Below are 12,262 nucleotides of genomic sequence, written 5' to 3'. Positions count from 1 at the left end.
ACAAGGAGCAACAACAATGGCAGTAAGTCTGAGCAAAGGCGGTAACGTAAGTCTGTCCAAAGAAGCCCCTGGCCTGACCGAAGTGGTCGTTGGCCTGGCGTGGGATGCCCGCTCCACCGATGGCGCTGAGTTCGACCTGGACGCTTCCGTGTTCGTAGTCGGCGAAAGCGGCAAGGTACTGAACGACGGCTCCTTCATCTTCTACAACAACAAGAAGTCCCCGTGCGGCAACGTCGAGCACATGGGTGACAACCGCTCGGGTGCCGGCGACGGTGACGACGAGCAGGTCAACGTGAAGCTCTCCGGCCTCGCTGCTGACGTTAAGCGCCTGGTCTTCGCCGTGACCATCCACGAAGCAGAAGCTCGCAAGCAGTCCTTCGGCCAAGTATCCAACGCTGCCATCCGCGTCCTGAACAAGGCTGACGGCAAGGAACTGGCTCGCTTCGACCTGTCCGAAGATTCCGCTCTGGAAACCGCGATGGTCTTCGGTGAGCTGTATCGCAACGGTGATGAGTGGAAGTTCAAGGCCATTGGTCAGGGCTTTGCTGGCGGCCTCGGCCCACTGGCTTCGTCCTACGGTGTGAACCTCGGCTAATTGCCTGAAGTACAAAAAACTCCCCCACACCGGGGGAGTTTTTTTTGGGAGTACGCAATGTCCAGATTCTGTTACTCAATTGCTCTGGCAGGCCTTGTAGCTCTGTGCGGCCATCTCCAGGCAGCCAGCTTTGATTGCTCAAAAGCATCAACCTTTCAGGAAGATACGATTTGCCAAATCGAGACTCTCAGCCGCCTGGACGAACAACTCAGCGCCGCGTTCAAAAATGCGTTGGCGGTGAGTGATGACCCAGAGGCCCTGAAAAGCTCTCAGCGCGGCTGGCTTCTTGAGCGCGATCAGTGCTTCAACGAGATTTGCCTTCGGCAAGTAATGGAGTCGCGCATAGGAACGCTTGAGCGTCAGGTGGCAATGAAGCAACCGGCACCTGAGCCTGTAGTGACCGAGCCTGAGATCGCGCCCCCAATGCCAGAACAAGAGCAGCCTGTAGAAACCCACCAGCCGACACCCAGTCCATACCAGGCACCTGCAATCAGTGAGGGTCAGGACTACGGCTACTCATCAAACCTTCCTCCGGAAGGACACCAATCAGAGAAGATGCCGCTGGCGCTCAAGATATTCTTGGTCTTCATTGCGGTGGTCTCTATTGCCTCGATTATCTTGCACCACCAGGGCCGCCTGACCATCTATCAGGACTACACGGACGCTACCTTCACAAGCCTTATCCCTCTTCTGTCAGTCGCCCTAATGTGGCTCCTGGGCTGGCTCGAAGTGCCTTCACCTTACGGCACGTACGCGGGGTACGGCCTGGGCATCATCATGGCGATAGTGGTGATCCGAGCGACCTATCTCGCGAATGGGCCCTCACTCTGGTTTGTCATGGCACTGATCACCAAGACGACCATGATCTCGTTGTTCTATCTACTGATGATCGCCCTGATGGCTGGCAATTCTGCGCGTAAGCCGGGTGAGTCGAGACGCGCTTTCGAGAGCCGCAGTCGACGTGAGTCACGAGAGCGCACCGCGGCGATGATCGCCATCACCGCCCTCTTCACTTGGCTATCTGCGTGGCTTTGTCGAGACAGGTACTTCTCCCCGCTGGGAGACTACCTGGCAGGCCGTAATCAGCAACAAGGTTAAAACGATGACCACTTCATCTCAGTTAGCGGTAGCCACCCAATCCAAGGAAGAGTTGCTTCAGTCGCGCCTACGGCATGACATATGGGCAACGGCAGCTGCTTGCCTGGCGATTGTCTGCGGGGTTTCCATGGGCATGCTCAAATCCGGCATGCTCTTTGGAGTGGCAACGGTCGCACACGTAATTATGGCGTATGCCTTCGCAATGATCATGGACTCTGGCAACCAGGTTGAAGGGAAGCTCAGAGCCCTCAGACGCGCCACCGCTCCAGATTATTCTGGCGATCAGGATTTGAAGCACGAAGCCTGCGGCGGCCTCTAATGTGCCAATCTTCCGCAATGCGGAAGAAAAAAACGCACCGAGGGTCCCCCCCCGGTGCGTTTCTTTTATTGGTCCAACCAGTGTTACTTGAATGTCAGCCCGATGTGATCTCGGCCCGTTGTAAGCGACTTGATCCAAGCTTCCTGTTCGGCTCTGGACGGGAAAATCTCCGCATCAGAACTCAGGTAGCTGTACCAGTTCTTACCATCACCAAGCGGCTTTCTGCTAACCAGTAATCCTCGCGCGGTCACTGTGTAGAGACGGCCGTTTACGGTGAGGTCGACTTGCCGCTTCAAGGGGTTGTAAGCCGGAACCCCAGAAATTTCCGTCACCCAAGATCAAGCCCCGCCACGAGAGCATCGAGGTCGATCATCTTGCCATCGCTCTGGAAGGTGTAGTGCCCGTTCAGCAGGATGTGCCGCCATGCCGCTGGCGATATCTGGGTGATGAGCGCGAGTACCTTGGCATTGGCGCTCGCCTCGTACTTCATCAGCAGCCGCGACAGGATGGCCGAGTTGTAGTAGATGACCGCGCTGGCGATCAGCCTTGCGCACTGGTTGCTGATTTCGATCTCGATGTCGGTGCGCCCGGTCAGCTCCTTCTTGCCGCCAACTTGGGCAATGGCCCCGCGTAGCTGGTGGTAGGACTCGATCCGATTCTGTGAGCGGTGCACATTGCGCTCCAGTTGTGGATCGCGCAGGTAGCGCAACGTATAGATGCTGCGGATGAGCTTGTCGAACTCGAACACCGCCCGCCGCGTCGGGTTCGACGTGGTGTAGGTGCACAGCTTGCGGATCAGCGCGCCCTGCGTCATCTCCTTCAGCCCGAGCGTAGCCACGATCTGGTCGAGGTTTGGCTTTTCGCTGACGATGAGTTGCCGGTCGACTTGGCCGATCGGCTGGATCAGGCACTTCTCGTACAGCGCCGGATCGTCGGCGCAATACAGTTCCTGCAACTGGCCTTCCATGTCGGTAAAGCGCGGCTCGAAGCGCAGGCCGAACCAATGCAGGATGGCGAAGTTGGCTTTGTTGACGCTGTGCATATCGCCGGTGATCGCAGTCGGCACGATGTCCGACGTGTTGCGATACCAGATGTCGAACACGTGATGGGCCTCGTAGTCGTGCGCGCCGATCAGGTAGCCGTTGAGCGGCACATGGTTGCACAGCAGCGTGTAGGCAACCACGCCCTTGCCGCGCCCGAAATACTTTCGGGAGTAGCGTGCCTTCACGGTCGGGCGCTCGACACCGAATTTCTGACCATCGACGGCACCGTACAGCACATCGAGGTCGAACGAGTAGTGAGGGAATATTGGTAGCGCGGCGATGGCGTTGCTGATGCCGTCGTTGGCCGCGTGCAGCGTTGCGTGGCGCAGGTACTGCTGGTAGGTGCTCTCCAGCACGTGATACGGGATGTCGCTGGTGCGCGCCATGACCTGATTGCCGTGGTTCATCGCCTGCGCGATGATGACCGCCATCAGGCTGTCTGCGTCGGCGACCTTCTTCGCATAGCGCGGCTGCAAGGGCGTCAGCACCGACAGGAACTGGCACTGGGCGTTGACGAAGCGGAACACGTCGGCCACGTCGCAGAACGGCAATTGCTCGTAGAACACCTTCTCGCGCGCCTTCGGGTTCTCACCCTTGGGCTTGCGCCAGGTCAGCTTCTGCGTGTCCTTGTTGTATTCCAAGTGCGTCAGCTTGCCCTGCTTTAGTTCGCGATTGAAGGCCAGCCATTGCGTGTGCAGCTCAGCCCCTAGCGCATCGAGCTGGGAATTGACCGGCTGCCGCAGGAATGGGATGTCCATCTGAGCGAGCACGTCGGCCTTCTCGTCCATCGAAACCAACTCGTCGGAGAAATGTCGGTGCTGCAAGCTGTCGTCGAGATAGAGTTCTCCCGACTGAAAGCGCTTCCTGACCTGGCGGTACAGCCAGAACTCGTAGCGGTCGGCGTGCAGGCCCGTTGGCTTGCCATCGGCATCGAATGTCAGCAGGTACGACCGCAAGCGTTTCGGCAGTGTGGCCGCTGGACATTCGGCGAGCGGCCGTTGCGACAGGCGCTGCTGTTTGGCGAACACGCCCTTAGTCCAGGCCAGCGCTGCGAGCCACGGGCTGTCCGGATCAGTGCTGGCGAAGTCAAGCGCGACGTACAGCGGCCGTAAATGGCGGCGAATGCGCTCGGCCAGGATGTCCACTGCCTGCCAGTGCAGCGACAGCTTGCTCACAGGCTTGACGCTCATGCGCTGCGCGGTGCTCTGCAACGCGTCCTTGGCCATGATTTTGTACGCGCGCTGGCGCACCTCACCGAACGGCGTCGGATCAGTCACGCTATCGTCGACGTACAGTGACAGTAGGCGGCCAACCTGCGGTGTGTCTTGCTGCCGGCGCGCCTGCTCGGCGACGAAGGACTGCTTCGCGCCCGCGCTGCTTTCGTCCTCCAGTTGTTTCATGTGGTATGCCATCGCATCGACCAGGTTGTCGGAGAACTGCCGGTAGCGCACCCAGGCATAGCACAGCAGATAGAGGTGGGTCTGATCGGCCTTCAGGTAGCGCAGGTCGTGGATGGTGTAGAAGTTCGCCAGGCTCGCGTAGTAAAGCAGATTTTGCTGCGAGATGCCGAGCTTGGGCAGCAGCGCCTTGGCGATGCTATGCAGCGGTTCCAGCGTGGCGCGCTTTTCCCGTTCGCGGGCCATCTGCCGCCAGCCGAAGTCCTTGGCGTCCTGCTTGAGCGCTGCCAGTTGCGAAAGGGTGTCATCTCGTACCAGGAGCTGGCCAAGCGCAGTCTTGGCCGGTTCGTCCAACACCTCCGCCAGCAGGCCACCCAAGCGCCGACGTTCGGCGGACAGGGCTTCGCTGACCAGCGCTTGCAGGGTGGTGTAGCCCGGCCGGATGATCTTGTGCTCATTGAGCCAGACGATCAGTTCAGCGGCGATGAACCCCGGCATCACGTCGCGCCGCACGGTCTGGGCGGCCTGTTGCGCGAGCTGGGGCAGGAAACCGGCCACCCACGACCGGTAGCCGAACAACTCCGCGATCCGCTCGCGCTGGGCATAATGCTCGTGTTTGGTGATCGGCTTGTGCTCGAATGGCTCACTGTGGAAATACTGGCTCAGTACGAAGGCGCAATCGTCCACAACTTCGCTCCAGGCGAAGCGAAAGAAGGCGTGCTTGGCCTTGAAGTAACCGATCTGCAAGATGCAATAGACTTGGGCAGGAAGGCCGGGACGGCTGCTGGCAAACGCCAGTTCCGTTTCAGTCAACGCCAAGTATTCCAGCCGCTGGACGTCATCGAAATCTGGCAAACCGTACAGGGCTTCCTGCTCGGCGTCCGAGAGGACGGTGAGCAGCTTATTCTTGTTGCTCATCGGCAGCCTTTCCCGCGCCACGCCAGCCCACTCGCGCCAAGGTTTCGATCAAGGTGGTGCGCTTGACGCTGAAATTACGGCACACCGCTGCCTTAGACATGCCGCCATCGAGCGCGGCGACGATAGCATCCAGCTTCTCGCCGACGATGGCGGGTGGGCGTCCGCCGATCCGGCCACGTTTGCGGGCGGCGGTTAGTCCCGCGACGACGCGCTCCTGGATCAAGGCGCGCTCGTATTGTGCGAGGGCGCCGAACACCTGAAACAGGAACTCGCCCGATGGCGTCGTGGTGTCCAGGTTCTCCGTCAGCGAGCGGAACGCAACCTTATTATCCTTGAGCGAGGTCACGATACCGAGCAGATGCGACAGCGAGCGGCCGAGCCGGTCGAGCTTCCAAACTACCAGCACATCGCCGGATCGGACGAATTCGAGGGCCCGAGCCAAGCCTGCGCGGTCATCCTTTGCGCCAGAGGCTCGATCCTCGAACAGGTGCCGAGCATCGACGCCAGCGGCGAGCAGCGCATCACGTTGCAAGTCCGTGCTTTGGCGGTCGGAATCCGACGACACGCGCATGTAACCAACCAACATAGGCGGATAACCATCAAAAATAGGTTTCCGTATGGTAGTGCATGGCGACATGGTTTTCCGCACAATTTTGAGGCCATTCAGCGGGAGGTGCACACGACTGTTGAGGGTGTGTCGTAAAACAAGTGTTTTACGACACCACAAATGCGCCTTGCGTTAATGCAGTCGTTGTCGAATAATGATTGCATCGAATGCATTATTGCGAGGTGATTCTATGGCGATGCTGACAGTACGCAATTTGCCCGACGACGTGCACCGCGCATTACGGGTGCGGGCCGCACTACATGGGCATAGCACCGAAGCTGAGGTGCGGGAGATTCTGGCGGTAGCGGTCAAGCCAGAGTCACGTGTTCGCATGGGTGAAGCCCTCGCAGCACTGGGTCGTACAATCAGTCTGACAAACGAGGATTTCGAGGTATTCGACCAAGTGAGAGACAAGACGCCGGCCAAGCCGCTGGGGTTTGAATGATCGTCCTCGATACCAACGTTGTTTCCGAAGCGATGAAGCCCGAGCCGCACCCGGCCGTGCGAGCATGGTTGAACGATCAAGCCGCCGAAACACTGTACCTGACTAGCGTAACACTGGCCGAGCTGCTGTTTGGCATCGGTGCGCTTCCAGCCGGTAAACGCAAGGACATGCTGGCACAAACCCTTGACGGTCTGATGGGGCTGTTCAGGGATCGGGTATTACCATTCGATACCGATGCAGCACGACGCTTTGCCGAGTTAGCTGTGACAGCCAAGAACGGTGGGCGAGGATTCCCAACGCCTGATGGCTATATCGCCGCGATTGCGGCTTCGCGAGGGTTCATCGTGGCGTCACGTGACACAGCACCTTATGAAGCTGCCACCGTGGCCGTCATCAATCCGTGGAAAGTATAAGAGCATCGGAAATGCTGCAATGCAATAGATACCCAGGGTTGGATGCCAATGAGATTATTCGTCTAACTTCGGCAATCGGCCAGCTGCGGACATAGCGACAGTGAAAAATCGTCAAGCTCGAACGACAGGTAACTGATCCCTAAGCCGCCATCAATCACTTTATTTGTCAGTCTCTTGGTCGGCCAAAGTGGTCAGTCACGGCAATAGCCGACAGCGTCCGCTCTCGCTCAAGAAGCAGCCTGTCACCGACTAAGAGGGTTGGCTCTACGTTTGAGTTCAGGGACGGCCCGTCGGTGTCCAACCACTGTTAGGCCATATCCGCTCGGATGTGCCTGCCCTACTCATCGTTACCGAACCTGCGCCGTAGTCCCTGAATGATTGATTGATAAGTATACATTCTAGAATGTATACTAAATGACTCTGCAACTCTTGGCACTAAATATGACAACCCCAAAAGGCCGACGGTGGACCCTCCTTGTGACCGTCGCAGCAGCGCTTCTTCTGCTTACCCTGGACAACTCGATCCTGTACACCGCGTTGCCCACTCTGACGCGTGACTTGGGGGCCAGCAGCCTGCAAGCGCTGTGGATCATCAACGCCTATCCACTGGTGATGGCCGGGATGCTGCTCAGCACCGGAACGCTTGGTGACCGCATCGGGCACCGGGAGATGTTTTTGGGCGGGCTGTGCGTGTTCGGCCTTGCGTCAATAATAGCCGCGTTCGCGCCAACTGCCTCCGTGCTGATTGGTGCGCGTGCGTTGCTGGCTGTGGGTGCGGCAGCCATGATGCCCTCCACGCTAGCTCTGATCTTCATCACTTTCAGGGATGAGCGCGAGAGGAATCTGGCGCTCGCCATATGGGGGTGCATGGCCATTGTCGGAAGCGCGCTCGGCCCCATCGTGGGTGGATTGTTGCTCAATCACTTCTGGTGGGGCTCGGTCTTCCTGCTCAACGTACCGGTGGTCATCGCTGCACTCGTCAGTGCATTGGTCGTGACGCCGCGAGTGAAGCCAGATACATCCAAACCATGGGATCTGATCTCTGCAGTGCAGGCCTTGTTTGCACTGTCCGGTCTGGTTGTCACCATCAAAGAGGTTGCCCATGTGCGGATTTCGGAGCACCGTGACCGGCCGTTTCGGTTGATCGTGACCGGTCATTTCGCTAACGCGTGACCGCTCATTTCGGTAGCAACGTGACCGATTTTCCGCCTGTTCCGAAACAGGTGGTCACGGCTTACCGAAATCGCCGGTCACGACTTAGCGAAAGCCTTCCCCTTCGTTGCGCATGACCTGATGCGCCGCCATCCTCGACCGATTTCGGGAGAGGAAGATGGCGGCGCCGCGAGTAGCCATGCGAAACATCAAAGAATGTCTGCGCCTCAAGTTTGAGGCCGGCTTGTCCCACGAGAAGATTGCCCGTGCCTTGCAGCTGTCCAAGGGCGTGGTTAGCAAGTACATCGCGGCGGCGCGGGTGGCCGGGCTGGACTGGCCGGCGCTGGTGGCCATGGACGAGGCCGCGCTGGCGGCCGCCTTGTTTGCACCGACGTCGACGAACAAGCCGCGCGGTGAGCGAGTGCTGCCCGATGTGCTGAGCATCCACCGCGAGTTGCGACGCAAGGGCGTGACCTTGCAGCTGCTGTGGGAGGAATATCTCGCCGCGCATGCGGGCCAGCCGACCTACCGCTACACCCAGTTCGTCGAGCACTACCGGCGCTACGCCCAGACGCTCAAACGTTCGATGCGTCAGCTGCACCGTGCGGGCGAGAAGCTATTCATCGACTATGCCGGGCCGACGCTGCCGGTGGTCGACCCGGCCACCGGCGAAGTGCGCCGGGCGCACATCTTCGTCGCCGCCCTGGGCGCCTCGAATTACACCTATGCCTGCGCGACGCCAGGCGAAACCCAGGTGGACTGGCTGACCTCGCTGGGCCAGGCTCTGACCTACTTTGGCGGCGTGCCGGAAATGGTTGTGCCGGACAATCCGCGCGCCCTGGTCGCCCAGCCGGATCGCTACGAGCCGGGCCTGAACCGGGCCACGCTGGAGTGCGCGCGTCATTACCAGACGGTGATCCTGCCGGCACGGCCACGCAAGCCTCAGGACAAGGCCAAGGCCGAGGTGGCGGTGCAGGTGGTCGAGCGCTGGATCATGGCGCGGCTGCGCCATCGGCAGTTCTTCAGCCTGCATGCGCTTAACCAGGCCATCGCCGAGCTGCTGGAGGATCTGAATCGGCGCCCGTTCAAGCGGCTCGATGGCTGCCGGCGCGACTGGTTCGAGCGCCTGGATCGCCCGGCCTTGCGAGCGCTGCCGGTGCATCCCTACGAGGTCGCCACCTTCAAGCGCTGCAAGGTCAGCATCGACTACCACATCGAGGTCAATGGCAGCTTCTACAGCGTGCCCTCCGCCCTGGCCCGGCAGAACGTGGACGTGCGACTGACGGCACACACCCTGGAAGTGCTGCATGGCAACCGGCGGGTGGCCAGCCACCTGCTGCTGGGGCGACGCGGCGCTTACAGTACCCAGCGCGAGCACATGCCCGCGGCGCACCAGGCGCATCGCGAATGGACGCCACAACGCCTGCTCGACTGGGGCGCGCGGATCGGCCCCTACACGCGCCAACTGATCGATCACCAACTGACCCACAAGCCGCACCCGGAGATGGGCTACCGCGCCTGCCTCGGCCTGCTCTCGCTGGCCCGGCGCTATGGCAATGCACGCCTGGAAGCCGCTGCCGAACGTGCCGTACACCTGCGCGCCTTCACCGGGCGCAGCGTGCGCAACCTGCTCCAGCAAGGCCTGGATCAACAGCCGCTGCCCCAGCGTGCCGCCGAAACGACCTTACCCGGCGACCACGAGAACGTCCGTGGCGCCGACTACTACCAACCCCCGCAACAGGAGCTGTTCGATGATGCCGCAACACACCCTGAATCAACTGCACCAGCTACGCCTGGACGGCATGGCCCGCGCCCTGGAAGAGCAATGGACGCTGCCGGCCAGCCACAGCCTGAGCTTCGATGAACGCCTCGGCCTACTGCTCGACCGCGAACTGGCCTGGCGTGACAACCAGCGCCTGGTACGGCTGCGCAAGAAGGCCAAGCTCAAGTACGCCAACGCCTGCCTGGAAGATCTCGACCGCCGCACCGGACGCGCCCTGGACGAGCGTCTGATCGCCACCCTGGCCAGTGGCGACTGGATCCGCCAGCAGCACAACCTGCTGCTGACCGGCCCGACCGGTGCCGGCAAAACCTGGCTGGCCTGCGCCCTGGGCAACCAGGCCTGCCGCCAGGGCTATAGCACCCTGTACCTGCGCACCCCGCGCCTGCTGGAACAACTGCGCATCGCTCATGGCGACGGCAGCTTCGGCCGTACCCTGCAACAGCTGGCAAAGGTCGACGTCCTGGTGCTGGACGACTGGGCGCTAGCCCCGCTGGAGGAAGGAGCCCGGCATGACCTGCTGGAGGTGATCGACGACCGCGCTGGCAGCCGCTCCACCATCCTGACGAGCCAACTGCCCATCGAGCACTGGCACGGCTGGATCAACGACCCGACCCTGGCCGATGCCATCCTCGACCGCCTGGTGCACAACGCCTACCGACTGACGATGAAAGGCGAGTCGCTGCGCCGAAAAAAAGCCGAGGAACAAGCCGCATCGTGACCGATGCGATTACAATCCAGAACCCGCGCAACCGGGGTGGAAGCACCGGTCACGTATTAGCGAAACGCTCGGTCACGTTCACCGAAATCCGCACCCATGCACCTTCTTCCTGGGCACTTGCCGGGACGGCTTTGGCCGTCACCGTTGTTGCGGGCATGCTCTTCGTCCGTCGCCAGGCGCGTCTTACTTACCCTCTGCTGGATTTCGCTATTTTTCGCAATTCAGCGCTTATGGCAGGTGTGTTGGCCTGTGCATCTGCCTTGTTCGGCGTTGCCGGTCTGCAACTGATCGTTACCCAGCGTTTTCAGCTTGTCGCAGGGTTTAGCCCTCTGGAGGCTGGACTGTTGGTGTCAGCCGTTGCACTAGGAGCACTGCCCAGCGTAGTGCTCGGTGGCGCATTTGTGCACCGGATCGGCTTGCTTGTGCTCATCGGTGGTGGTCTTGCGTTGGGTACTGTAGGTGTCTTCTTGACCAGCTTCGGCTTGCATGTCAGCCTGGGATGGGTCATTGCCGGCCTGGTAGTGACCGGGTTTGGACTGGGTTCGGTGATGTCAGTCGCCTCCAGCGCGGTCGTCGGTAATGCACCCTCTTCGAGAGCAGGCATGGCTTCTTCAGTCGAAGGCGTTTCCTATGAATTCGGCGCGTTGTTGGCGGTCGCACTGCTTGGCAGCTTGTTGGCGGGTCTTTATTCTTCTGGCGTGGTTTTGCCCGCAGGCGTCTCCGATAATGCGCGTGACAGCATGGACCAAGCGCTCGCGATAGCGGCCCAAAACGGCACAGATAGTGCCGCCCTCATTGCAGCCGCCTCCACAGCGTTTGATCGCAGTTTTGAGATTGTTATCGTTGTCATTGCCGCCGTACTGAGCATCAGCGCATTGGTGACGTCTGTCTTGCTCCGAAACCACGGACCGGGGTCGTCAGCCTTCAGCAGCGATTCACACTGAAAGAAAGAGAAGACCATGCGCCCCAGCAATCGCAGCAAAATTTTGGATGCCGCCGTACGCGTCATTCATCGTGACGGCTTGATCGGCGTCACCTTTGATTCCGTTGCGGCGGAGGCCAGCGTGACGCGGGGCGGAATGATGTACCACTTCCCTTCGCGGGAAGCGCTTGTTCAGGCAATCCACGAGCACTTGGCCGCGCAATGGGAGGCCAGCCTGGAATCAGTCGCAGGCAGACCGAAGTCAGAGGCAACACCCACAGAGCGGGCCATTGCGTATGCACGTACTAGCGCACGAAGCGCTAATCGCGCGGAATTGCTTTCTGCACTTCAATCGAGTGAAAGCACTGCGACAGCGGCTGCCTGGGACACGGTGCTTGAAGGCTGGGCTTCTCCAGCGCCGGAGCATCTCGACGACCAGGCCGTTCTTGATCGATTCATTGCGCGACTCGCAGCGGATGGACTCTGGGTATATGAGTCATTGACGGGGAAGAAATTGCCAGACCAGATCAGGGATGCTATTGCCGCGCAAATCGTGAGCGTCATTGAATCGGCTTCGCTCAGGGTATCGAACAAGTAATTCGGTAAATGCACCGTCCGTTTTGCGGCTCTGATTTTGAACACAGCAGCTTCCGCTTTGAGTCGATAGCGGCAGTCGTCGATTGTCACCGCGACAGGCCGCTTTGGCCGAGGTGCTGACGGATTACTGGTTCAGGTGAGCGGCTGGTTTAGGTTCAGAAACCTGCCGTAGCCCATGAAAATATCATCAGGCCGTTAAGGGCACCGAAGCGACGCTCGGGCTGCGACCAATATCAAGTGTCACTCTCTATCGCA

12 protein-coding genes are annotated in these 12,262 nt (G+C 60.1%); 10 read left to right on the top strand and 2 right to left on the bottom strand.

What is annotated here, in order from left to right; translation table 11 throughout:
• The first annotated feature begins 16 nt into the window (after window positions 1–16).
• The 3 genes from BLV47_RS32580 to BLV47_RS32570 are packed head-to-tail and all read left to right on the top strand — an operon-like array spanning window position 17 to window position 2,012.
• Complete coding sequence (locus BLV47_RS32580) at window positions 17–595, top strand: TerD family protein (protein ID WP_023101950.1); 579 nt, start codon at window positions 17–19, stop codon at window positions 593–595.
• A 57-nt stretch (window positions 596–652) separates the two neighbouring features.
• Window positions 653–1,693 carry a lysozyme inhibitor LprI family protein gene (locus BLV47_RS32575; RefSeq protein ID WP_092320639.1) on the top strand — a complete coding sequence of 347 codons (1,041 nt, stop codon included), beginning with the start codon at window positions 653–655 and terminating at the stop codon, window positions 1,691–1,693.
• A 4-nt stretch (window positions 1,694–1,697) separates the two neighbouring features.
• Complete coding sequence (locus tag BLV47_RS32570; RefSeq protein WP_092320638.1) at window positions 1,698–2,012, top strand: hypothetical protein; 315 nt, start codon at window positions 1,698–1,700, stop codon at window positions 2,010–2,012.
• A 328-nt stretch (window positions 2,013–2,340) separates the two neighbouring features.
• Here BLV47_RS32570 and BLV47_RS32565 read toward each other — a convergent pair whose 3' ends face one another.
• A complete protein-coding gene (locus BLV47_RS32565; RefSeq protein WP_092320637.1) occupies window positions 2,341–5,370 on the bottom strand; it encodes a Tn3 family transposase in 3,030 nt (1,009 codons plus the stop codon).
• Window positions 5,354–5,956 (bottom strand): recombinase family protein, encoded by a 603-nt coding sequence (locus tag BLV47_RS32560; protein ID WP_092320636.1) that lies wholly within the window; start codon window positions 5,954–5,956, stop codon window positions 5,354–5,356. Before BLV47_RS32560 ends, BLV47_RS32565 begins: the two co-directional genes overlap by 17 nt.
• A gap of 211 nt (window positions 5,957–6,167) precedes the next feature.
• Between BLV47_RS32560 and BLV47_RS32555 the strand changes: the two genes are divergently transcribed.
• The 7 genes from BLV47_RS32555 (at window position 6,168) to BLV47_RS32525 (ending at window position 12,008) form a co-directional block, all read left to right on the top strand.
• Window positions 6,168–6,422 carry a FitA-like ribbon-helix-helix domain-containing protein gene (locus tag BLV47_RS32555; protein ID WP_092320635.1) on the top strand — a complete coding sequence of 85 codons (255 nt, stop codon included), beginning with the start codon at window positions 6,168–6,170 and terminating at the stop codon, window positions 6,420–6,422.
• Window positions 6,419–6,835: a type II toxin-antitoxin system VapC family toxin gene (locus tag BLV47_RS32550; RefSeq protein ID WP_092320634.1), complete on the top strand. Its 417-nt coding sequence runs from the start codon at window positions 6,419–6,421 to the stop codon at window positions 6,833–6,835. The genes BLV47_RS32555 and BLV47_RS32550 overlap by 4 nt, the downstream gene beginning before the upstream one ends.
• 414 nt (window positions 6,836–7,249) lie before the next feature.
• A complete protein-coding gene (locus BLV47_RS32545) occupies window positions 7,250–8,008 on the top strand; it encodes an MFS transporter (protein ID WP_244168994.1) in 759 nt (252 codons plus the stop codon).
• 157 nt (window positions 8,009–8,165) lie between these two features.
• Complete coding sequence (gene istA, locus BLV47_RS32540; RefSeq protein ID WP_062838241.1) at window positions 8,166–9,851, top strand: IS21 family transposase; 1,686 nt, start codon at window positions 8,166–8,168, stop codon at window positions 9,849–9,851.
• Window positions 9,739–10,488 (top strand): IS21-like element IS1474 family helper ATPase IstB, encoded by a 750-nt coding sequence (gene istB / locus BLV47_RS32535; protein ID WP_062838242.1) that lies wholly within the window; start codon window positions 9,739–9,741, stop codon window positions 10,486–10,488. Before istA ends, istB begins: the two co-directional genes overlap by 113 nt.
• A complete protein-coding gene (locus tag BLV47_RS32530; RefSeq protein WP_208605336.1) occupies window positions 10,485–11,432 on the top strand; it encodes an MFS transporter in 948 nt (315 codons plus the stop codon). Before istB ends, BLV47_RS32530 begins: the two co-directional genes overlap by 4 nt.
• Before the next feature lie 15 nt (window positions 11,433–11,447).
• Window positions 11,448–12,008, top strand: coding sequence for a TetR/AcrR family transcriptional regulator (locus BLV47_RS32525; RefSeq protein ID WP_092320633.1), 561 nt, complete (start codon window positions 11,448–11,450; stop codon window positions 12,006–12,008).
• The last annotated feature ends 254 nt before the right edge of the window (window positions 12,009–12,262 follow it).

The organism is Pseudomonas saponiphila (genome assembly GCF_900105185.1).
GTDB classification, from domain to species: Bacteria; Pseudomonadota; Gammaproteobacteria; order Pseudomonadales; family Pseudomonadaceae; genus Aquipseudomonas; species Aquipseudomonas saponiphila.
This window is presented reverse-complemented; position numbering and strand designations above follow the sequence as displayed.

Bases quoted from the DNA above. Each gene is read 5' to 3' on its own strand.
- BLV47_RS32580 (WP_023101950.1), top strand. From the start codon at position 17: ATGGCAGTAAGTCTGAGCAAAGGCGGTAACGTAAGTCTGTCCAAAGAA.
- BLV47_RS32575 (WP_092320639.1), top strand. From the start codon at position 653: ATGTCCAGATTCTGTTACTCAATTGCTCTGGCAGGCCTTGTAGCTCTG.
- BLV47_RS32570 (WP_092320638.1), top strand. From the start codon at position 1,698: ATGACCACTTCATCTCAGTTAGCGGTAGCCACCCAATCCAAGGAAGAG.
- BLV47_RS32565 (WP_092320637.1), bottom strand. From the start codon at position 5,370: ATGAGCAACAAGAATAAGCTGCTCACCGTCCTCTCGGACGCCGAGCAG.
- BLV47_RS32560 (WP_092320636.1), bottom strand. From the start codon at position 5,956: ATGTTGGTTGGTTACATGCGCGTGTCGTCGGATTCCGACCGCCAAAGC.
- BLV47_RS32555 (WP_092320635.1), top strand. From the start codon at position 6,168: ATGGCGATGCTGACAGTACGCAATTTGCCCGACGACGTGCACCGCGCA.
- BLV47_RS32550 (WP_092320634.1), top strand. From the start codon at position 6,419: ATGATCGTCCTCGATACCAACGTTGTTTCCGAAGCGATGAAGCCCGAG.
- BLV47_RS32545 (WP_244168994.1), top strand. From the start codon at position 7,250: ATGACTCTGCAACTCTTGGCACTAAATATGACAACCCCAAAAGGCCGA.
- istA (WP_062838241.1), top strand. From the start codon at position 8,166: ATGGCGGCGCCGCGAGTAGCCATGCGAAACATCAAAGAATGTCTGCGC.
- istB (WP_062838242.1), top strand. From the start codon at position 9,739: ATGATGCCGCAACACACCCTGAATCAACTGCACCAGCTACGCCTGGAC.
- BLV47_RS32525 (WP_092320633.1), top strand. From the start codon at position 11,448: ATGCGCCCCAGCAATCGCAGCAAAATTTTGGATGCCGCCGTACGCGTC.